The 22,854-nt window shown below is 41.2% G+C and carries 13 protein-coding genes; 1 reads left to right on the top strand and 12 read right to left on the bottom strand.

Annotated features, from left to right (window positions below; genetic code table 11):
* Window positions 1-192: 192 nt before the first annotated feature.
* From ACULLH_RS05595 to ACULLH_RS05570, 6 genes are all read right to left on the bottom strand, one after another.
* Window positions 193-2,052 carry a glycoside hydrolase family 13 protein gene (locus tag ACULLH_RS05595; protein ID WP_454087737.1) on the bottom strand — a complete coding sequence of 620 codons (1,860 nt, stop codon included), beginning with the start codon at window positions 2,050-2,052 and terminating at the stop codon, window positions 193-195.
* Between the two features lie 181 nt (window positions 2,053-2,233).
* Window positions 2,234-4,114 (bottom strand): helix-turn-helix domain-containing protein, encoded by a 1,881-nt coding sequence (locus tag ACULLH_RS05590; RefSeq protein WP_454087736.1) that lies wholly within the window; start codon window positions 4,112-4,114, stop codon window positions 2,234-2,236.
* Between the two features lie 267 nt (window positions 4,115-4,381).
* Window positions 4,382-6,670: an alpha-amylase domain-containing protein gene (locus ACULLH_RS05585; protein WP_454087735.1), complete on the bottom strand. Its 2,289-nt coding sequence runs from the start codon at window positions 6,668-6,670 to the stop codon at window positions 4,382-4,384.
* Between the two features lie 11 nt (window positions 6,671-6,681).
* Window positions 6,682-7,998, bottom strand: a complete 1,317-nt coding sequence (locus tag ACULLH_RS05580) for a SusE domain-containing protein (RefSeq protein ID WP_454087734.1) — start codon at window positions 7,996-7,998, stop codon at window positions 6,682-6,684.
* Window positions 7,999-8,010: 12 nt separating this feature from the next.
* Window positions 8,011-9,570 carry a RagB/SusD family nutrient uptake outer membrane protein gene (locus ACULLH_RS05575; RefSeq protein ID WP_454087733.1) on the bottom strand — a complete coding sequence of 520 codons (1,560 nt, stop codon included), beginning with the start codon at window positions 9,568-9,570 and terminating at the stop codon, window positions 8,011-8,013.
* Window positions 9,571-9,580: 10 nt separating this feature from the next.
* Entirely contained in the window at window positions 9,581-12,565 is a 2,985-nt protein-coding gene (locus ACULLH_RS05570; RefSeq protein ID WP_454087732.1) for a SusC/RagA family TonB-linked outer membrane protein, read from the bottom strand.
* A 255-nt stretch (window positions 12,566-12,820) separates the two neighbouring features.
* Here ACULLH_RS05570 and ACULLH_RS05565 point away from each other — a divergent pair, with 255 nt between their 5' ends.
* A complete protein-coding gene (locus ACULLH_RS05565; RefSeq protein ID WP_454087731.1) occupies window positions 12,821-13,351 on the top strand; it encodes a hypothetical protein in 531 nt (176 codons plus the stop codon).
* 70 nt (window positions 13,352-13,421) lie between these two features.
* On the opposite strand, the gene ACULLH_RS05560 is transcribed toward ACULLH_RS05565, so the two are convergent.
* The 6 genes from ACULLH_RS05560 to ACULLH_RS05535 all read right to left on the bottom strand — a co-directional run bounded on the left by ACULLH_RS05560 (window position 13,422) and on the right by ACULLH_RS05535 (window position 22,846).
* Complete coding sequence (locus ACULLH_RS05560) at window positions 13,422-14,510, bottom strand: phosphoglyceromutase (protein ID WP_454087730.1); 1,089 nt, start codon at window positions 14,508-14,510, stop codon at window positions 13,422-13,424.
* Between the two features lie 262 nt (window positions 14,511-14,772).
* On the bottom strand, window positions 14,773-15,111 hold the full coding sequence (locus ACULLH_RS05555; RefSeq protein WP_454087729.1) for a carboxypeptidase regulatory-like domain-containing protein: 339 nt from the start codon (window positions 15,109-15,111) through the stop codon (window positions 14,773-14,775).
* A gap of 104 nt (window positions 15,112-15,215) precedes the next feature.
* Complete coding sequence (locus ACULLH_RS05550; RefSeq protein WP_454087728.1) at window positions 15,216-17,213, bottom strand: SusD/RagB family nutrient-binding outer membrane lipoprotein; 1,998 nt, start codon at window positions 17,211-17,213, stop codon at window positions 15,216-15,218.
* Window positions 17,214-17,224: 11 nt separating this feature from the next.
* Window positions 17,225-20,803 carry a SusC/RagA family TonB-linked outer membrane protein gene (locus ACULLH_RS05545; RefSeq protein WP_454087727.1) on the bottom strand — a complete coding sequence of 1,193 codons (3,579 nt, stop codon included), beginning with the start codon at window positions 20,801-20,803 and terminating at the stop codon, window positions 17,225-17,227.
* Between the two features lie 184 nt (window positions 20,804-20,987).
* On the bottom strand, window positions 20,988-22,124 hold the full coding sequence (locus ACULLH_RS05540; protein WP_454087726.1) for a FecR family protein: 1,137 nt from the start codon (window positions 22,122-22,124) through the stop codon (window positions 20,988-20,990).
* A 131-nt stretch (window positions 22,125-22,255) separates the two neighbouring features.
* A complete protein-coding gene (locus tag ACULLH_RS05535; RefSeq protein ID WP_454087725.1) occupies window positions 22,256-22,846 on the bottom strand; it encodes an RNA polymerase sigma-70 factor in 591 nt (196 codons plus the stop codon).
* Between the last annotated feature and the right edge of the window lie 8 nt (window positions 22,847-22,854).

Below are 22,854 nucleotides of genomic sequence, written 5' to 3'. Positions count from 1 at the left end.
AAAAGTCTTACAACATCAAATAAACATTAGATTAATCAACGAATTCATCGCATTTTATTGGATTTGAAAAGAAGTGAGAATTGAATTGTACAAGTCCCGCCTCGAGTACAAATTAGCCGAGACTTATTTCTCGGCTTTTTTTGTTTGGTATATTATCCAAAATCTACAAGGAAAATTATAACAATCAGATTTTCAATCAACCTCAATAACCATCGACGTTTTGCCAGGTACCGTTATCTGTTGAACTGTATTAAAAGTGGTGTCGGACAGAACATCTTTCCCAGAAAGTGTAGTTCCCAAAATTTCTTCATATATATCTAAGTCTAGGACAACCTCTTTTATATTCTTGTTTAAAATTATCATGACCTTCGCAGCGTCATTATATCTGAACATTACATACACCTCATTGTGGTTGTCTGGAGCAAAGTGCAATAAGTTGCCATTATGGATAACTGAAGCATTCCGTCTCCATTTAAACAACTTCCGAACAAATTTTTGGGCCTCTTTTTCATTTTCCGATAGTCCTTCTCCCGTGAATCCATTGATTTTGTCCCCATCCCATCCCCCAGGGAAATCCGATCTAATAAGACCATGGTCATCACTACCGCGGTTTTTCATTAATATTTCGGTGCCATAATAAAATTGTGGAATTCCACGAACTGTAGCTATATAGGTCAGGGCCAATTTGTAATGATCGTAATCCTCATTTAACTGGGAGTAGATTCTACTCATGTCGTGATTATCTGGAAAAACGACCAAATTGTTGGGGTCAGGATATAAATAGTCCTGCCCCAACTCTTCATAAAGTTCCGTCCAAGAAGATGTCCATGTTTTCTCTTTGTTGAGTGACTTTACCAAAGCATGTTGTAAAGGAAAATCCATCAAGCTTTTCAGATGGGATTCATAACCATTGGCATTCTGCTTTCCTTTTTGCCAAAAGGAAACAATGGTTGGTCTATGTACCCATTCCTCTCCTACTATATTGAAATTGGGATACTCCGTCATCACAGCCTTTGACCAATCACTCATAAAATGCATATCGGGATATGGATAGGTATCCATTCGGATTCCAGAAATTCCCGCATATTCAATCCACCAGATGCTGTTTTGAATTAGATATTTGGCCATAGATGAGTTTCTTTGATTTAAATCGGGCATGGACTCGACAAACCAGCCATCAAAAAACTGCTTAGTGTCCTTTTTGGAAGCGTATGGATCTAGAATTACTGTTTTTCTGTGATTTGTTCCTGTATATTCTGGCCATTGGTTGATCCAATCTTCAAAAGGCAAATCTTTCATCCACCAATGTTCTGAACCACAATGGTTGGCAATCATGTCCATAATAACTTTGATTCCCTGTTTGTTGGCATCTTTGCAAAGATTTTTAAGCATCTCATTGCTGCCAAATCGTGGGTCAACTTTATAATAGTCTGTAGTTGCATAGCCATGATAGCTATTCCTTTGCATTTTATTTTCCAACACAGGATTCATCCAAATGGATGTAAACCCTAGGTTTTTGATGTATTCCAAGCTATTTTTTATACCCTGGATATCCCCTCCATGTCGGCCACCCCAATCCATACGGTCAATTTTGTCTGCAAATCCCTTCACATTGTCATTGTCGCCACTTCCATTAACAAACCTATCCGGAGTAATCAAATAGATGGCATCAGAAGTATCAAAACCTTGTATCTCCCTCCTGCCTTTTTCTCTCTCCATCAATGGATAAGAATAAGTAAACCTATTGTTGCTACTTTGGCTGAAAATGAGGTTTAGGTTGCCAGGTTTTGCTTCTTTGCCAATCTTTAGAGTAAGAAAGAGATAATTGCCACTGGTCGCGGTTTTATACCCCAATAACTCAACACCGGGATAGTCTTCAAGTAGAACCTTGTACTGCCCCATGTTTTCCCCATAAATCAACACTTCTATTTCATTGTATTCCATATGTACCCACCAATTCGGTGGTTCAGCCCTGGAAATAGGATTTTGCCCAAAACATAGTATCAAACCAGAACAAAAAAAAGTAATAATGAAAATAATAATACGGCTCATAACCAACTAGTTTTTTGAAGTTAGGTATTTGTTGGACCACCCCTAATGTTCTGAATCGACCAACATCAATTATATCACCTAAACTACCCTGTGGACCATTGGTTTTCGCTTCATTTTATAATTTGATATGAATTTATGGCAAGACCCAACAATAGGTCAAAAATTCACTGTTTTGTCTCGCTCAATTGTTGAAATAATCCCTTGGAGATTTTCCAGTTGCCTTTTTGAAGGATCTATTGAAAGAGGATTTAGAATTGAAACCTACATCCAGGGCAATGGCCAAAAAGGTTTGGTTTTTATAATTGTCCTGTTGGGCACGGTCAATGAAATCCAAAACTCTGTAATGGTTTACAAAATCCCTGAAATTTTTGTTGAATCCTTCATTGATCGCCCTAGAAAGGACATGGACATTGGAATTCATTTTTTCCGCTAGTTCGGGAAGATTCAAAGCAGGGTTTAGATAAGCTTGTTCCGTTTCCATAACCCGGTTAAGCTCAGTTTTTAATTGTTCCATCTCTGCCTCATTCAAGTGAGGTTTCTCAACCTCCACTTTTTCCTCAGGGTTTATCTTGAATATCTCGGGCTGTTTAATTGCAAAGTATCCCAATGAATAGACGATAAACGAAAATACCACCCACATTATATCAATGAGGACGTTGGTAATACTCTGGAGGTTGTAGCCCTTGAGCAAACCAAATCCACTGATCATCAGAATCACTGACCATATGATTAAGTTTATGGCCATAATGACCATAATATTGTTCAGGTATCGGATATTTTGATCTGTAGAATATGTCTGCTCAATGTTTTTAAAGTAATTATGGATTATGTATTTTATTTTGAACCAATACCAGATATTAAAAAGAAGTGCTGCCACCACCAAAATGTCATAGGAAAAATAGATTGGCGAGTCATAGGATTGAAATAAATCCTTTTCAATGAAAGAGTGGGGCAACTCCAAAAAATATGATGTATAGACAATGCATTGAAGTCCGAAGGGAATAAAATGCACCCAATTCCTTGAATCTACCCCTTTGGATTTATTCAATAATCGTTTAATGTATATAAGAAAGAGAGGGGCATACAGAAAATACACGACATCCGTAAGCAAAGAGATTTTTGGGTAATCGGTATATATATTCCGGTCATAAATAACCACCCTTGCCATTAATGCAAATGAGATCAGGAAGATAAGAACACTTAAGGTCCTATTGGCCCATCTATTGTTATTCTTATAAGAATTGATAATAAATATGAGAAGTATGCCCTGTAAGGCCGTAAGGACCAAAACCAACGTATAGGGATTAAATAACCCAAAAGATTGATCTTCCCAATGGGAAATGGATGAGATAATTGGAATTGATAAGGTTTCGGAGGTTAAGTTGGCAATTCTGTTCGGTCGAGGCCTGCCATAGGCCTTACCTTCTACAGTATTCCAGTTTCCACGTGTAAACTTGTATTCCAATCTGTCCCAAAATACTGGTACGTCAATTGCATAGGTCCCATCGGCTGATCTATTAAGTTGATAGCGCTGATCACCCGGGGTCCAACCGTTAAAATTACCGGTGGCGTACAAAATTGCATTGGGAGGGGTATTCTCTGGAATTTTGGCCAAAACCAATTTTACAGAACTCTTCTTATCGGCTACCCCATCCCTATCAGACCAACCTTTAATTTGAAGGTGCACCCTTTGTTCTCTAGATACAATAGATAGTTTTCGTGTCAAAATGGGTAGTCCATCGTTGTTTACCTCCACATCTTCCCAACTACCCCGGGTTACTTTATACGAAATCCACGAGTGATCAAAAACCTTCAAATCTACCTTAAATGTACCATCTCCCGCTGGTTTCAATCTATAATTTTCGTCGGCGGGATTCCAATTATTAAACGAGCCGGAAAGGTATAGGCTGTCCGTGACCTTCGAACTTTCTGGCAGGGAATCCACAACAAAAGTGACCTGTCCATTAACGGTAAAAATTGTGCACAAAATCAACAAGACCTGAAAAAATCCAGAAGTAAATCTTATTACGCCCTGTTTTCCTTTTGAAGTGCCGATATCCATCAGTGTAATTAAATTGTGCTTGAACCCTTTAAAGGGCTGCGGAAGTTAGAATTCCTATGACACATTTTGTGCAATAAAGATAGTCATCCCTTTTAAAATTTATCGTACCAGAAATGATTTTAACCTACACAAAAATTAAAAGAAATCGTACGGTAAAGGAATCCATAAAAAAAGAGGGCTACCTTGGCAGCCCTCTTTGAACATATAAAAAACTAAACTAATTTATCCCACTTGTGGTTTTGAGCGGGCCAACAATTTTTATGATTTCTAGTTTAACGTCAGATCATATGTATTGCTGTTCAAATCTAGCGTGACGGTGTAGTTACCACCAGTTCCAACGGCAATATTGTCACCTCCCGAATCCAATGAGCCGTCCGCTCCTGTATCCCCAAGGTTCACATCCCAGCTATCGTTAAACCTAAACTTGATTTCTCCAGGAACCAAATCCACTGTGATTGTCCATACATTGTTCACACCGTCATAGGACATATCCGTATCAGGATCGTTCCATGCGTTTGGGGTCGCCGAACCAATGATTGCCCAGTTCCCAATGGTAAAGGTGTTATTGATAATGTCCAAATCTATTTGATAGCTTCCGGCTGATACTGCAATATTATCTCCGCCATTATCCAAAGTACCATCGGCTCCTGTGTCTCCCAAATTCAAATCCCAATTGTTGTTTGCCCTAAATTTTAGCTCTCCATCGGTAAGATCAGTGGAAATTGTCCATACATTTCTTGCAAAGTCAAAAGACATATCGGTATCGGGATCATTCCATTGATTAGGAGTTGCAGACCCAATGATCGCCCAAGTATTAGCTTCCCAAGTATTGTTCAACAAATCCACTTTTATTTCATAATCCAGTGGTCCAGCTAGTGTAACATTGTTCCCAGGGGAATCAACTACCCCGCTGGTTCCATCACCGCTATCGCCATATATACCATTGTCCCAGTCGGGAGCATCGGTAAACTTGAATTCATTGGCAACTTCGGTCAAACTCACATGTCCAACATATAATCCATCTAAATTTGGTGTGCTTACAGACGCAAGTGTCGCGGCTGTAGCTGGGTTCCAACCTTGATAGTTTCCAGGGACATATAATGTCTCGGGAAATGGCGTTTGCTCCTCTTCAGTAAAGGCCCAAATGGCATATCCATTGGCTGGGGCTTTTATATTTACCATTCCAGAGGCATCCGATTTCTCAAAAATAAAGAACTGGTCGGTGTAATCCTTAACGCTTGCATCTATCCAATGCGTTTGCACATCTCTGGACACTTCACTATTGCTAAGGTTGATGTAAAGTACAAGACCTGGTTTTGAGCTGTCTCCGCTTCTTATCGCGATAAATTCATCGGCATCAACATGGCTAACCGACCAATCCCCGGCCGCAAGCTGTGAGCGAATGCTTATCAACTGTTGGATTTTCTGTTTTTGCTCATCTCCGCTATCCTCATAATGGGAGTAGAACACACTTGGATATCCTGGTGCACTCATAATGAAGGCATAGGCATGGGTCTCAAATTCATCAGGGAATTCATTACTTCCGTCCCTCGCCTCAGTATCATGATTTCCAACAAAGGTCACTGCCTTATCAGGTAAGGAACCAAATAAGCTGGGGTCTGTCAATCTGTTCAGATCACCTCCTGTAAATGCATTGCGCATATTGAAAAAGTTAGGGAAATCAAACGCACTGACACCCGATGCCTCTACCCAAGGTTGTACCACGCCTTCCAAATTGCCGTCAAAATTTTCGCCAACAGCAAAACCACCTACAGTGTTTACCCATTCTTTTACAATCTCTGGGGAATATCCCTTAACAAAATCAAATCGCCAGCCATCTACCTTCAATACGTTCATATAGTAATTGGCCACTGACTGCTCTGATTTCCACATCCAATCCTGCACATAAGGATTTAAAAGATCTACATCTGGAAAACCACCAAATTTCCCTTCATCCTTTAAATTCTCTGCATTGGGATGAAAATCGTACTGCGATCTATTGAAAAGACCTGATGCCGGACGAAACAAGGTATAGGTATCCAATTGCCTAAATTCATTATACTCTAATTGTCCACCAGCATTATGGTTTATGACCATATCGGCGATGACGGCAATATCATTATTATGGGCCTTGGTGATCATGGCATCCAATTCGGCTCTGTTTCCAAAACGGGTTTCGATAGTTCCGCTTTGGTCAAAATCCCCGAAATCGAAATAATCCCATGGGTCATATCCCATAGAAAAGGCCCCGGAAAGTCCTTTAGAAACAACTGGTATCCAAATAGCATCCACGCCATTTGCGGCCCAGTCGTCCAATTTGGAATTGATATTATCCCACCAGATTCCTCCTTCAGTAACATCCCAATAAAAAGCTTGCATCAGCACACCTTCCCCGGGCACCAAAACGTCAGCTCTAAGTTGTGAAGTTCCGGTGGCAACATCCGAAGGATCCCTATCTTCTTCAATGGCGATTTCTTGAAAATCATCATTGGTACATGATATAAACGCCAGTGCAGTAAGCACAAAAAATGATTTTATATAGTTTTTAAGTTTCATCTCCGTTGATTTTATTCTATTGTATAGGTTGGGTTGGCTTCATCTGAAAAATCCAGGGTAATGGTATATGTCCCAGCTGAAACTGGAATATTGGCGCCATCCTGATCTAGGGTACCATCTAATCCGTCATCACCATAGTTTAACGCCCAGTCATCGTTGGTTCTAAATTTGATTTCCCCATCAATCAACTCTATGTTCTCTAGAGTCCAAACTCCCTCATTGGCGTAGTCCGGCGTAAAGCGAACGTTTGGCCCATCCCATCCATTGGGTGCAGCAGAACCTACAAGTCCCCAAATATCAATGGGTTCGATAGTATATTCCAATTCATTGAAATCCACAGTCACCAGATAGTTACCTGCTGAAACGGGGATATTGTCCCCACCTTCTTCCAAGGAACCATCCAAACCGGTATCTCCATAGTTCAATGCCCAATCGTTATTTTGTCTTATTTTTATTTCTCCATCAGCAAGGGTCACCAAGGCTCTCCACTGATCAGAGGAAGGATCATAGGTCAGAGGTATATCGGGACCGTCCCATCCATTAATGGTTGCTGATCCTACAAGACCCCAGGTAAACGGCTCAATGGTATATGAAAAATCATTTAGGCTAAAGGATATTTTATAGGTGCCTGCTGTTACAGCTATATTGTCACCGCCTTCATCCAATGTCCCATCTGCACCTGAATCACCATAATTTATGGCCCAATCATTATCCCTTCTGATTTTTACTTCCCCATCAATCAATGTAACATAGGTAACAAATTCATTGCCGATTGAAGTACTATAAAAAGGCACATCTGGCCCATCCCAGCCGTTCGGCGTAGCCGACCCAACCAATCCCCAAGGTGAGGAAAGGTCCAAAACCGTGGAATAACCGGTAATGGTAATGCTCTGGATTTCCGATTCTGCTACCTGAGTTTTTCCAAGTAGCACCTGTACTTTTATGTTTATTTCATTTTCCAGGCCTGCCAAGGCTCCAGCATCGGTAATTGCTTTATTTAATTCTTCTACCAAAAGTGCTTTGGTCAATGCATTGCCAACATTGATGTTCCTCGGAACTCCTTCTGCGGCCCCTACCACCGTAATCACCAAATTATAGGTGGGTACGGCTCCATTAAACCCAAAATCCGGTTCTGTCCAGTTTATGGTCAATGCGGTTTGTCCCTCTTGATCTTCGCTCAGCACAATGGCATCTGAACTTGACAAGCTAATGCTTGTTGTAGCATTTGGATTCACTACTGCATTATCTTCACTAATATCACTACAGCTCGTAAAAAACACAGAGGCTGCAAGAATTAAAAAATGGAATGCTAATATTTTTGTCTTCATCTTGATTGTCTTTTAATTACTGTAGCCTGGATTTTGTTCCAACAAGGGGTTTGCCTGTAGAGCTTCCAATGGAAATGGAAATAAATCATAGTGATCGGGGATTGAAGTACCCTCCGCAGTATTTCCCTTCCACGGCCATATATAAGTGTCTCCTGTGAAACGGTCAAAACGTATCAGGTCCTGTCTTCTGTGACCTTCGTAGTACAGTTCCCGTGCCCTTTCATCGATTATAAAGTCGAGGGTCAAGTCTGTATCGGAGATATTTCCACTGGTATCGCCATAGGCTCTTTCCCTTAGCGCATTTACATAACCCACTGCCTGTGTCATATTACCACCACCATTTCGTAAAAAGGCTTCCGCATACATGAGGTAAGCATCAGAAAGTCTAAATAAAGGGATATCTGTATCGGAAAACCTACTTTCTGTAGTACTTCCATCAGAATAGGCATTTCTAAACTTGGTCGTGGGATATCCATCTTCCCAAGTTTTATAATCAGTCATTTCAAAATTGTGTCCATCGGTCCAGAATATGGCCCTACTGTCCTGCGTGGTCGTCAGGTCGCCAAACAAGCTATATAGAGCCTGGGTACATCGATGTCCGAACCAACCTTCCGTATTTCCAAAATCCCTGATGGGCATGGTAGTATCTCCTAAGCTGGCATTGGTCAAATATGTTGAATTGCCAAAGGACTGGACTGTTGCCCTATCACCAACAAGAGGGAAAATAATCTCCGTTGAAGTAAAGTTATCTCCCTGAAAAATGGATTGGTAATCAGTATCTAAAGTAAATGAAGATTCTGTGATAACATTTTCACTATATACCAATGCTTGGTCATACTGGCTAGTTCCGGTATAAACCTCTGCATTTAAGTAGATTTTTGCCAAGAGCATCTGGACAGCCGCCCTATTTGCCCTGCCATATTCATTTGAAGCTGGGATGGTCTCTTCAACATCCAGTAATTCACTTTCAACAAAGTTGAAAATTGCTTCCCTAGATTCCTTTTCTCTTAAAACACCGGTCACACCATCCTCTTCGGTAACCAAAACCACCCCTCCAAAAAGATCCATTAAATAATAATAGTGCAATGCCCTCAAGTACCTTGCTTCGGCCACTAAAAGATCTGCATCGGCAATACTGGTTCTCTGTACATCTATGATGAAGTTATTTATTTGTGCAATGTTGAAATAACTCCTATTGTACATATAACCAAAGAACTTGTTTGTGGGCACCCAGCCAGAGGCAGTGGTCAAAGGATCCAATCCGCCATCACCCCATCTGTTCTTTGCAATATCTGTCGTAAGTTCCTGCATGTTCCACATACTTCGAAAGAATACGGTTTCACCTGGGTCATCCCCTGCTATATCGGCCTGTTGGTCCCCTCCTCCAGGAACACCCGTTCCATGAAGTACCAATCCGCCATATAAACGGGCCAAAATTCCCAAAACTGCATTGGGATCTGAGTCAAGCAGGTTATCCAAGCTTTCCTCAACTCGTGGTTCTGTGTTTAAATCGTCAGTACAAGACTGGACCGCTAAAACTGACAGAACTATTATTGCTATTTTCCTTATCATGATATTTTCTTTAAAAGTCCAAGTTTAGTCCGAATGTGTATGTTCTTGGCCTTGCATAAGGCGATTGTTCGATTCCACTGAAATTCTCAGGATCTAAACCTTCATAATCGGTGATTACAAAAACATTGTTTACAGATGCGTACAGACGCATACTTAGTTTTTCTGAAATGAATTTATCCAGTTTATAGCCCAAGGTGACATTGTCCAAGCGTAAAAATGTGGCATCGGATAAATAGAAATCAGATAAAGCTTGAAGGTCAGAAGGGTTACTTGGAAAACCATTGTACGTTGTTCCATTATACAGATTCAAAGAATTGGTAATAAACCCAGTATCGTTGGTAGGAATCACAACATCCGCGAATCCTTTGTTCAACAGATTCGCATCATAAATTCTACCTCCCAACTGACCTCTGAAGTTAGCGGTAAAATCAAATTTTTTGTAATACAACGCAGTGCCAAAACCATAAGTCCATTTTGGATCTACAGGAATAAATCTTCTATCGCTATCTGATATGACATTGTCACCATTCTGGTCTACAAAAGCATCTTCCACAGGATTTCCATCACTGTCATACACTTGTTCATACAACCAAAATGTTCTACCCCTGTTTCCAACTGCCGTCTGAAGAACATTGACTCCCGTACCCCTACCGATACCTCCACCACTCGAAAACTGAGTAATGTTTTTTAAGTCTGTCACATAAGTTTCGTTAAATGCTATGTTTCCGTTGAATTGTAAGGTGAACTCCTCTGTTTCCACCGGAGCTATCTGAAGCGCGAGTTCAACACCTTCACTGTCCGTGCTACCTACATTACTTACAAATCGATTTCTCAAAGCTCCCTCTGGTTGCGGTACTTCTGCCAAAAGGTCTTCTGTTTTTCGTTGATAGTAATCAACATTACCAGAAATAAAATTATCCCACAATTCGAAATCCAAACCAAAGTTCAAGGTCCGAGTGGTTTCCCACGTCAATTCTGGATTAAATGGGTTTGCTCTATAGGTGGTGTATGTCTGATTTCCTAAGATATAGCTTACTGTCGGATCTCCATCTACATACAATGCCGTATATGGATAATACCCTGCAGAACCCGTGATGTCTTGTTGACCGGTAAGTCCCCAACCGATTCTTGCTTTTAGTGAGTTGACCACTTGGGAATCCTTTAGAAAATTCTCTTCATTAATTTTCCAGGCCAAAGCTACAGCCGGAAAATAACCCCATCTATTATCTTCACTGAATAGCGATGATCCATCGACCCTTAATGAACCCGTAAATAAATACTTGTCTAAAAAGTCAAGGTTTATACGCCCAAAAAATGATTGTAGGTTAAGTTCATTATAGTAGTTCACTACTTCAGATAGTTCTCTAAATCCATTATCCGTATTGGTTGGAAACTGAACACCCTGCGATTGGAAATTCTGATAAGCATAACCTGCTTGGGCATCTACCTTTCGTACAAAACCATCCAAATATTTGGTGTAGGATAGATAGGCATCCAAGGTCTGATCTCGTTTTATCTGTTCCTCTTGAAAAGTTCTGCTAAAGTTGTTGAAGATTTCCGTGCCATCAAATACCGTAAATGATGCTATCGCATTCTGTAAAAAGTACTCGTTGATATCAGATTCTGAGTAATCCAATCCGAGATTCAATACTGCCGTCAATTCAGGTAACCAATGCAACTTGTATCGCAATTCCATATTCCCTAAAAAGCGATCAGCATCCTCATTTCGTTCCCTTTGTTTTAGTTTTGCCAGTGCATTTGTGGGTCCCACAATACCTTCATCATCTGACAATTGGTAAAATCCTCCAAATTTCCCCCCGTTGGGGTCAAATACAGGTAATGTAGGATTCAAGGTCAGCGCATCTCCTATAGCACCTTCGTCCGCCGCATCTTTCTCTGTTGCGACTCCTTTGGCATTAATGGTCAGTTTTAAGTGTCCATCCAAAAATTCAGGTGAGATATTCAAGGATGCCGTGTACCTGTCCAATTTGGATTCTTTAAGAATCCCTTCTATTCCCGAGTACCCCACCGATGCCCTGAAAGGAATTTTTCCAAGTAAATTGGCCCTCGCACTAAAGTTTTGATCCACACTGAATGAGGTCCTGTAGATTTCATCCTGCCAGTCCGTATCATAAATCACACCATTTAACCCAAGTAATGTGCTGCTCTCTGGAAATTCATTATTTATGAAGTTTACATATTCAGAAGATTCGAAAATGTCGATTTTATCACTTAGTGTTCCTACTTGGACATTTGATGAATAGTTAAATTTTGGAGCTCCTTTACTTCCAGACTTGGTTGTAATAATGATGACACCATTTGAAGCTCTTGATCCATAGATTGCGGTCGAAGATGCATCCTTCAATATGGAAAATGACTCAATATCATTTGGATTGATCAGCGCTAACGGGTTGGACTGACCTGCTGGATTAATGTTCGACAAAGGAATCCCATCTATTACAATTAATGGGCTATTGCTTGCACTTAATGAAGCTCCACCCCTAATCCTAATATTGGGGTTAGAATCAGGCTGTCCACCCGAGTTAACAATTCGAACACCGGTAGATCTACCATTTATCAGCTGGTCGGCTGAAACAATAGCACCTTTGTTCAGATCTTCGGCGGTCAATAGTTCAACAGCTCCGGTAACATCTTTTTTCTCTGTAGAACCGTAACCAATAACGACTACCTCATCCAATTGGGCTGTATCCTCTTCCAACAAAACATCGATGGATGTTCCTGAGGCCTGAATTTCAAGTGTCTTGTATCCTATATAGGAAAACACTAAAATTTCACCTTCATCGACCTCAATTTGATAATTGCCATCAAAGTCGGTCGTAGTACCCGAGGTGGTACCTTTAATGACAATACTTACACCTGGCAGGGGCAATCCGGTTGTAGCCTCATTGACCTTACCACTTATCACATTTTGTGCCATTGCCCAAAAAGGCAATATGAACAACAGCAAAAGTGATTTTCCATTTTTTTTGTTCATTAACTTTTAATTTGAGTGTTGGTTTCTTAAGTTTTTGTTAAAACTATTTCTGAACCATCAAAAATTCGCCTCATTTTATAAAATGGCATAAACTTTTGGGTCTTTCAGGCGGTTAGGGAATTGCGGTTGATGTTTATAGACTTGGTATTTTCGCTAAGGTTCAATGAATAGTATCCACCTTGAACGATTGGACAGAAAACCCCGCGTACGCTGCTATTAAAAAGAAGGATTACATTTACATTTGACCAAAATCAAATGAAGAAAATAATATTATTACTGGTATTGGTAGCCTCATGCAAGGCAATTGACAACTACACAATCCAGCAGGACCCACAGGCAATAAGGGTCCAGCAGCAATTCAGGGCATTCATAGACGGGGAAATTGAGAACCCGCAAACATTTAAACTGATCGAACTTAAATACCTGGACTCCATTACATATATGGACTGTCTGGAAAAGGAGCACCAATACTACAAAAGAACATCGAAGGAGGTAGCAGAACCAGGAAAGGACTATGAGGGCGTGTTGAGGGTGTTGGATTCCATGAGGGGTGTCCTTTCAGCGAACGGGGGGGACAAAATATCGGCCAGTTATGTATATCGGATAAGATACAGTGTAGACGATGACCAGGGCAATAGGGGTGAATTTTTAAGGTATGCAGAATTCGGACAAAGGCCAGAAAATCTTTTCAGAGGGTGGGGTAAAACTATTGAGGAGGCGTCAAAGCTCCCAAAACCCTATCCTGGTGCGTCCCATGCCCGAGCGGTATTTAACGGACATGATTAATAAAAAAACCAAAACCCACGCCGTACTTTGGGTTTTGAACTAAACCAACTCAAACCAATAAAGCCTAAAACTACTGGGTTCTATTAAGCTTTAATGGCTTGCCTACAATGTCATCACTTTCTGAGGGCATGCCCAACAGGTGCAAAATGGTTGGAGCAATTTGATTGGTATACAGTTGTTCTTTAAAATCCACTTCTCCCAAGGCTGGAATATCTTTCCCGAAGGTCACCAACCATACCTCATCAGCTCCTTTTATCTGGGAACCATGACCTGTCCATGTTTTTAGCGGTTGTGTTCCCCGACCATGGTCCGTTGTGATGATAAAAACGGTTTGGTCTTTATAGAAGTCATCCTGTTGTGTAAAATCCCATATTTCCTTGATCAAGGCATCCGTATTATTGGCGGCTTTTAAATAAGCCTGGTAATCTCCTTCATGGGCAAAGTCATCTGTTTCCCCATATGCGATATAAACCAGATTGGGGTGCTCTTTTTTCATATGCTCCAACGCATAATGATGTGTAAAAGCATCCAATCGAACACTACCCCATGGGCTCGGAATCTGTTTCTGTAGTTGGTTCAAGAATTTCTCGCGTTCGTTCAAATCATGCTTTGCAGGTTCAAATCCGGCATTTACAGGGATTCCTGAGCGATTCTCATTAACGATAAAGGGAAAAACATCCCAGCTACCGAAAGCCGCTACCTTGCCTTTGCCCTGCGGAGTGTTGTGATACCTTTCCAAAACCGTGGTATTCGGGTTGTCGAACTTGTTATTACTATCGATTCTAGCATCGTCGGCTTTTCCTGTCAAGATTTCGTTGTAACCGGGATATGAAAACCACATACCATTGGTCAGGTTCATTTTGCTGCCCAAATTCCGGTTTCCGTGCAATTGCCCCATGGCGACCACCTCATTCCAGAAAAAAGGCATAAGCGCCTTCCTTCTTTCTTCAGCTGACTGACGCCAATATTTGGTTTTGAGCATAAGGGTATCATGCACATAATCCTTATTTGTGACCAAAAGCTCATCCGCTCCTGTAAACAATTCTTGCCAGCGCAGACCATCCAGTGTAATCAACACAATCTTCGGTGGTTGGTCATTTTGTGCCTTCATAGCAAACCCGAACATGCACAGGGCAATAAAAAATAGCATCTTCTTCATTTTAGTTGGTTTTAATTGATGTGGTTTCCGAGCAATTCCTCTAATTTAAATGCCAATCTCTGAAACATACGCTACAATATTAGGTAGTTTTTGACATTGGCGGTTTCTCCCACTTATCTTTTTGTTGAGAAAGCACTTTCAATTGGCTCAAAGAAAGAAAGCCGACCATAAATGGCCGGCAATCCACAACGAACTAACTCAAAAAATGTTCGATCAAACGTATAATTCAAGAAATCACAGATTTCCGGAATAAATTCAAAGCTTATTTCGGATTCAAGGTAAGTACAACTTCCCTGGCAGTTTCCCCTCCTACATATACAATTTGAGGAGTATTACCCGTATCCCAAACAACATCGCCAACAGTAATGGTGGCTCCAACAAAATAATTGGCGGCCTCCAGGCCGGTAAACGTAAAGTTACCTTCAGCATCCGTAGTTGTTTGTTGAAGTAAGGATGTATTCTCTGTATACAACTTTACGGTGATGCCCGCCAATATGTTACCATTATCTCCACTTGCGTTTCCGAATATAGACCCTTCATCATCTTTGGTACAGGAAACTACCAAAACCAATGTAAGGATGACATAAAAAATTCTTTTCATTTGTTTATTTTATTTTTTGACCGTGGTAGAAGCCAAAATTTTACTACCACACGAATTGTTGGATTTATTTTGGCTCCATTTTTCTATTCGGTCATGTTTAGATTTTATTCAAGCGTATTTCTCCATTTGGTATCACGCGCAGTAAACCAAACTGGGATATTGGGGTCATCGGTTTGACTGATGATTGCCCAAGCCGCTGGGTCTGTAGCCTGAATACTAGGATTGTACAAAAAGCGCTCCTTCCATTGAAATATTTCGTAAGGCGATCCTGGGTTATCCCCTAGGTATTTTATCAATCGTCTTGCCGATGTCCAAGGCACTTCAAAATTAAATAGGCCATAGTGCAACTGCAGTTGATTGAAAATGGCCTGAACCTTCTCCTGATCTGACAAAGTGTCGAAATGCTGGGCGGCAAATTCCGCAAAAGCAGTGGCATTGTATTCCTTGGTAGGTCTATCCCTTTCTATTCTGGACGGATCCATATTGCTTGGGAATGCAGGCACTGTTTGCTGACTGTAGGAGTTATCGTTATTAATATCATACCAATAATCGCATGACAACTTGATAGCATTTGCATAATGTTGACGGGCCGATCCTGCATTACCAAAGCCACGCACTGCTGCCTCGGCAAGTGAAAGTTCGGTTTCCACAGCATGTAGGGTAGGGTATCTAATGTCAAAATTGTACAATGGACGCACATTGAATTCCGCTATAAGGTTATTATCGGTACCTATTTGGAAATTAGTATCGCTAGAACTTGTAAGGTACCCACGGAAAGCATCCAGTAAGAAGGCCTCACGACCTGCCAAGGTGCCTTCTAAATCTGCACTAAGTGCAATGGTCTGCTCGTCCCCATCCTCAGAACCAAAAGAAACTTCAGTAACATTTACATCCGTCATAATGGGGTGGTTGATATAATAGGTTCTAACTATTTTGTTCAAATAACTATTGGGGTCGCTACCATTGTCCCAGCTTGTTTCAGCACCAATATAACGCCCTAGGATATCCGAAGAGAAAACGTATTTGATTCTGGGATCAACTGTTCCGTTCTCAAGTCCTTCAGCAGCATTATCGCCACTAAAATAGTACAAGGTTTCTCCTTCCACTACCACACTTTCTTCCGTTGGTATACAAAACATGGTATCTTCCAAATAACGTTTTGGAGCACGACTTTCATCCGCTCTTTCGCGGAAAGCTCGTGTTATCCCCAATTCACGTTGCAAGCGGGAGGGATCAACAATAGCAATATCTGCCAATCCAGCTACGTCATTAGCTTCATCAAAAAGTGGTTTTCCCGCCAACTCGTTGATGGTTGCCGAGGTAAGGTCTGGAAGTCTTTCGCTAACGGTCATGGCCCATCTTAATCGCAGGGAGTTTATATACTTCCGCCATTGCATAATGCTTCCATTAAAAATGACGTCTTGATTTTGGAAAACACTCAGCTCGCTGGAATCCAATTCCAAAGTGGACAAATATTCCTCAATCTCGCCCAGTTCAGCAATAATAATGGGATATACTTCTTCTTGACCCAACCATTCAGCTCTATCCCCATCCAAGGCTCCGGCAGATCCGGTCTGAAAATATGGTACATTGTCATATCCGTCAATTCCTCGTTGGTAGGCATATCCCTTCAAGGCATGCAGTAATCGCATAAAAAGTACATCCAACTTGGTACGGTCTGCTTCAGCAATGTTATTGAACTCCTTTTGGGCCCAAAGAATACCCTTTACCCAATTACTGTTCAATTGATTAAAAACTGATCGGTTAAACCCATTGGAACCCCAATCGTTTTCAACATCTCGTAAGGTATAAGGAACCCCAAAGGCTTCTGGAGCAGTAAAATACAACTGTACTCCGGTTCCCATTACACGGGATCCGCTTCGCATTTGATGATATTGAGCTCCATAATCGCCCCTTAAATAAAATCCTTGGGTCAACTGGGAGGTAAAGTATCCGGCAATAATACTAACGCCGGCCCCATCTGCTTGGGTTTTGGAAAAACCGTCTGGATCTTGATACAGTTCCTCTAGCTGATCTTGACAACTATAGGACGTGGCCAAAACCAGAACACATAAAGTCAATTTAGTTAATACATTTTTCATAATTCGCAATTTTATAGTTTAACTCTTAAGGATAATCCTAATGATCTCTGCAGCGGTAATGCTGTAGTAGAAAAAGCACCGGCCGACCATCCAGTTCCATTGCTGGCTTCGGGAATAGAGTTGGGCGCAGCTTTATACAGATAAGCCACGTTGTTGGCAAAAACAGAGATTACTGCCTCTGACAATCCCATTTTCTTAGCAATAACAGGAAGCCTATAATCCAATGACACATTACGCAACGCTATATAATCACTTTTAAAAATGCGGTCTTCTGGAAAGAAGCCATTGGAAAAGTAAGATGATCCATAATAATCCTCGGCAGATACAACTTGGTCATTTGTAGTACCATCGTTACGTACACCATCCAAGATAACTCCGTCGTTAAAAGTAGCCCCATCTCCTGGGTTTGTACCCGCTACTCTGGCACCTTCATCATTTATATAATAGGCCTGACCCCCATTAGCAGCATCCCTAAAGGGTAAACTTTCCCGCAAGACTCCTGCGGCCAACATATAAGTTTCAGCTTCACTTACAAAAGTGGCGCCAAAGGAATAATCTATATTGGCCACCAAGGTGAAATTCTTATAGCTAAATCTATTGAACGCACCTCCCGTGACATCAGGAAGCAATTTTCCTACCTTTCTGTTACTGCTCCGGTTATATGCATAGCGAGCCCCACCATTTTCGACAATACGTGCTCCATTATTGGGGTCGTTGTCATCAGATGGGTTGATGTAGTTCTGGAATCCTTGTTGTTGGATGATAGTCCCATACTCTCCCCCAACTTCGGCAACGTAGTTGAGGCCATTTCTGCTAAACAATAATTGGGAGGTAAGATCATCCGTTAGACCGTTCACCTTGGTCCGAGCGGAAGCAAAGGTCATATCCAGTCCCCATTGGAAATTCTTGTTAAATATTGGTTTGGTCCTAAGACCCAATTCCCAACCGGTGTTCTGTACATCAGCTGCATTTACCCTTACCGTGTTTACCCCAAGTCCTGGAGGAGCGGTAATCTGCATAATCTGATCGTAGGTATTTGCTCTATAGATAGAAAAGTCAATCCCTATTCTTTGGTTTTCAAATAAGAAGGCTTCAAGACCTGCTTCAAACTCACGTTTCCGTTCCGGTTTCAGGTTTTGTACAAACTGGGCATCGATTGGAGGTAGGGAACTTGGAGGACTTAGAATGAATCCATTCCCAGATTGCGATACTCCAAGGTTTACATTTCCAAAATACAATGGCCCTGGTCTTCCCACATCTGCCCATGAAGTCCTAAGTTTTAGAAACTTTACAAAAGAGGGAAGGTTTAAGGAGTTGGAAGCAATCCAAGTCGTGCTTAAACCGGGATAAAAATAACTGTTGTTATTCGGAGGCAGGATAGAGGACCAATCCTGACGAGCCTGCGCTTCGACAAAAATCTGATCTTTCCAATCCACTTGAACAGACCCTAAAACTCCGTAAAGTACATCACGCCCATTATCGTTAATGTAATTGGGCTGCTGACCTGAGGGCAGGTTACTAAAAGAGAAGAAGTTAGGAATTACAAATCCACCTATACGCTCCGCTCCTTTGGTCTGAAAACGATTATCTCTATGGATAGCACCGACAAGACCAGAAAGCCCCCAATCATTAAAGCGAGTATTAAAGTTAAGTGTTCCCTGAATGTAGGATCTTTTGATCTCACGATTTTGATCCCTGAACACGGAGCCACTATTTGGCCCTATCAAACTGGGATCTTCCAATTTACCCCTATAAATACTTCTTTCATCAGTATTATCTATCCCTGCCAAGATTTGTGCACTGAACACTTTACTCAAGGTCAAATCCAAGGTTAGGGACTGGATACCATGAATACGTCTAAACTCACTTTCGTTCTGGGTCCAATCCCAAAGAGAGCTAACCACTGTTCGTCTCCCTGTGGAGATAAATTCGCGTTGCTGATCTTCGCCTTGGAAAAAGTTAAACCCATTTTCAGTTACCAAAAATCTACGCAAGAGGTCTACATCGACGTCACGCGTATACCCTCCCAAGCCGGAAGTGGAACCTTGTGAGTCCGCAGATCCCTCAAAAGAAGCGTTTAGATTATCGGTCACAAAATAGTTACCTACATATTTAATCGAAATAGCATCATTTAACTTGTACGAAGCATTTACGCTAAAAGTGTTTCGGTCGTAATCTCCACCCCGGGTAATAGGTTTGTAATCCATATTGGTGTATGCAAAACGAATAGAACCCTTTTCTCCGCCTGAACTTACAGCAACATTGAGAAGTCTTTGACTACCCGTTCTGAAAAGTTGGTCAAAAACGTCCCTTCTTGTGGGTTGCCAAGGACGTAAAGAACCGTCCCACCAGCGAAGTTGTACACCAGGATCATATCTGGGGCCGAAACCTGGGCCGCTTACATCAAGTGCCCTTTCGCCCACTTCATTGATATAAAAGCCTTGGTCATCGTTTGCATCTATACTTGCGCTACGACCTGTTCCATATTGATCTTGAAGTACCGGCGTAAACGCACTTTGTTCAATCGTTGTGGTCATGGAAGCACTAATACCAAGCCCCTGGCTTCTGGATCCAGACTTAGTAGTAATCAATAGTACCCCATTAGCTCCTTCACTACCATAAAGAACAGAGGCTTTTGCCCCTTTTAGAATTTCCATGGAAGCAATATCCTCCGCATTAATATCATTGATTCCCGTTCCGTTGTCCCTTCCTGTTCTTGCATTTCGTGTAATCCCGGTATCTTGGTCATATATTGGGATACCGTCCACAACTATCAAAGGCCTTGTGGTAGAGTTCTGGTCAAAGGACACCGCATTACGAATGTTAATCTTAAAACCACCTGTGGGTCCACTAGCCGTTCCAGCTACCTGTACCCCAGAAGCAGTTCCATAAAGCGATTGCAAAGCATTTATTGGAGAACCACTGGCAAGTACCCTATCGGAATCCACCTTGGAAACAGCGTAACCCAGTGCTTTTGCTTCCTTTCTGATTCCAAGGGCCGTTACTACAACCTCATCAAGTTCGCTCGCATCTTCCATCATGGTTACATTAATTGTGGTCTGATTCTCCACAGGAACTTCCACAGTTACAAAACCGATATAGGAAAATACCAAGATGGCAGAATCACTGGACACATTTAGGCTATAATTCCCGTCGAAATCGGTAGATGTTCCGTTTCCTGTTCCTTTCTGCACGACGTTAACCCCCGGAAGCGGTTGGCCACTGGAATCAACAGTGGTACCCGATATAGACCTTTGGACAACTGCTGTTTCGGCCTCTGCCTTCCGCCGCTTATTCTTTTTGAGCACTATCTGCTTGCCCAAAATAGAATACACAACGTCTCCATCGTCGAATATCCTATTAAGAATGGATTTAATCTTCTGGTTTCTTACTTTAATACTGACGATTCTTCCCAAGTTAATCTCTTGAGTATTGGCCAAGAACTTAAAATCTGTATTGCGCTCTATCTCGTCGAGCACTTGTTCCACACTGACCTGATCTAGGTCTAGTGAGATTTTCGTTGTTTGCGAGTATGTGCTGGCCTGAATTCTGAACAACGAAACAATCAATAAAATTGTAGTGAGTTTCATTTTGAGATCAAATTTCGGGATGCCCCATAATAGCACACCTGAATTAGTTGTTTTTTTCATACTTTTAAAAGCGTTATTGTGGTTGTACATTAGTTAGAATCACGGTTAGCTATCGGGGGATGTTGGCCCATCCTCCGATTTTGTGATTGTTAGGTTTGTTAGTTTTTGGTCATACAAACTGGTTTTAGTTAATAATAATTTGGCCGTTGGTTATGGTGTAGTCTATATCATAGTTCTCTTTAAAAGCCTCCATAACCTGCTCAATTGTCTCAATGTCAAATGAGGCGTTATAGAACTTTTCATCCAAAGACGCATTGTTGTTTATTATGGTCACATCGTAGCGTCTTTCGAGTTTTTTCCTGATATTTTTGAAAGGTGTATTCTTGAAAACAATCCTTCCGTTTATCCATGAGGTATATATATCGGTGTCGACTTCCTCAATGGTCATTTCACCTGTATTTTTATTCCAAGAAGCTTTCTGATTTGGGACAATTACAAAGGCATCCTGTGCATCGGATGCTTCTGTATCAAAAAGTTGTATTGATCCCTCTACCAAAACAGCATTGATATCATCATCTTCTGGATAGGACGTCACATTGAATTTGGTCCCCAAAACTTTTACCTGAATGTTGTTTGCATCGACCAAGAAAGGATGGTTTTCATCCCTGGTCACATCAAAATATGCCTCACCCCAAACCTCAACTGCCCTGGGAGAGCCTTCTACAAAATGAACTGGGTATTTAATGGTACTTCCGGCGTTAAGCTTTACCTGTGTACCATCGGACAGTACCAAATCAAATTTTTTGCCCAAAGGCACCGTCAATTCGTTATAGACCAATACCTGATTTTGGGCTTTTCGTTGCTCGTAGGAAATGGTATTGCCCTTTTGGAAGCCAACAACATTACCCTTGGAATCCATTATCTTTTTTTGGTCATTCTCCGAGATTACATCTACATTTCCATCCTCCAGTTTCAATACTATCGAATTTGAAGTATCAGGTAACAATGACCCCTCCTGATCTATGAAGAAAAAATATACTGCGCCAAATACAATGGCTACCGTTGCCGCATATTTCAAAAAGGTGTTGAATCTTACTTGACCAATCTTAATGCTTCTGGATGCTTTGGCATTTAAACGTTGTGATATCTGTCCCAACATTTTTTCCTTGAGCTCCCCTGGATCTCCCAGTTCTTGTGGCCAGTCATCGGGTTCATTTCCTTGAAAGCTATTAAAATAGTTCAACAGAAACTCTTCTTCTTTCGCTGTAGTGGCTCCTTTGAGGTATTTATCCAATAGGGCTAAAAAGCTTTTTTTATCCATACCAATATTGCTCGCCCAATGGTGGGCTTTATGTTATAGTGTCAATTTTGATGGGTATCCCCTAGTCGAAAAGAAAAAATTCTCAACTTTTTTTGGTAGGATTAAAACTAGAAGTGGTTAAACAGTCGGTATTACAGTAGGTACCACACTAGGGTAAAAAAGAAAATACCCATTGCATTCCGTAGTATTTTGAGCGCCTTGGTCATATGGTTTTCCACAGTTTTGGTGGATATATGAAGACGATTGGAAATTTCGGCATGACTTAAATGTTCATTTCTACTGAGCTTGTATACCTCCCTACATTTCTTTGGTAAGTGCTCCACGGTATTGTTGATTTTTTCAACCAGTTCATGGTAGAGGTATTCAGATTCTGGGCAATTGTAATGTATTCTATAATCCAAGCCTTCAAAAAGTTCGGCCCTCACATTTTTTTGCCTTTTTCTTATTTGCGCAAACACCTGATAGCGGACACAGGAAAAAAAATAGCTTTTAAACGTTGTCTTTATGCGGATTTCTTGTCTCCTATTCCAAATATCCAAAAACAATTCCTGCACAACATCCTCGCAAAGCTTTTTATCGCCAAGCACATTATACGCAGCCAAAAAGGCAGAATCCCAATACCTGTCGTACAACTTGGTAAGGGCACGCTCATCATTTGCCTTCAAACGACCTAACAGCGCCTCATCGGTGTGTAAAATGGATGTTTTAGCTTGTTTTACCATAAAAATAT

It is taken from the genome of Flagellimonas sp. 2504JD4-2, from assembly GCF_053642935.1.
Note: the sequence above shows the minus strand (reverse complement) of the source record. Positions and strands in the feature narration are given on the sequence as shown.

Excerpts from the sequence above, each read along its gene's own strand:
- ACULLH_RS05595 (WP_454087737.1), bottom strand. The coding sequence starts at position 2,052 with ATGAGCCGTATTATTATTTTCATTATTACTTTTTTTTGTTCTGGTTTG.
- ACULLH_RS05590 (WP_454087736.1), bottom strand. The coding sequence starts at position 4,114 with ATGGATATCGGCACTTCAAAAGGAAAACAGGGCGTAATAAGATTTACT.
- ACULLH_RS05585 (WP_454087735.1), bottom strand. The coding sequence starts at position 6,670 with ATGAAACTTAAAAACTATATAAAATCATTTTTTGTGCTTACTGCACTG.
- ACULLH_RS05580 (WP_454087734.1), bottom strand. The coding sequence starts at position 7,998 with ATGAAGACAAAAATATTAGCATTCCATTTTTTAATTCTTGCAGCCTCT.
- ACULLH_RS05575 (WP_454087733.1), bottom strand. The coding sequence starts at position 9,570 with ATGATAAGGAAAATAGCAATAATAGTTCTGTCAGTTTTAGCGGTCCAG.
- ACULLH_RS05570 (WP_454087732.1), bottom strand. The coding sequence starts at position 12,565 with ATGAACAAAAAAAATGGAAAATCACTTTTGCTGTTGTTCATATTGCCT.
- ACULLH_RS05565 (WP_454087731.1), top strand. The coding sequence starts at position 12,821 with ATGAAGAAAATAATATTATTACTGGTATTGGTAGCCTCATGCAAGGCA.
- ACULLH_RS05560 (WP_454087730.1), bottom strand. The coding sequence starts at position 14,510 with ATGAAGAAGATGCTATTTTTTATTGCCCTGTGCATGTTCGGGTTTGCT.
- ACULLH_RS05555 (WP_454087729.1), bottom strand. The coding sequence starts at position 15,111 with ATGAAAAGAATTTTTTATGTCATCCTTACATTGGTTTTGGTAGTTTCC.
- ACULLH_RS05550 (WP_454087728.1), bottom strand. The coding sequence starts at position 17,213 with ATGAAAAATGTATTAACTAAATTGACTTTATGTGTTCTGGTTTTGGCC.
- ACULLH_RS05545 (WP_454087727.1), bottom strand. The coding sequence starts at position 20,803 with ATGAAACTCACTACAATTTTATTGATTGTTTCGTTGTTCAGAATTCAG.
- ACULLH_RS05540 (WP_454087726.1), bottom strand. The coding sequence starts at position 22,124 with ATGGATAAAAAAAGCTTTTTAGCCCTATTGGATAAATACCTCAAAGGA.
- ACULLH_RS05535 (WP_454087725.1), bottom strand. The coding sequence starts at position 22,846 with ATGGTAAAACAAGCTAAAACATCCATTTTACACACCGATGAGGCGCTG.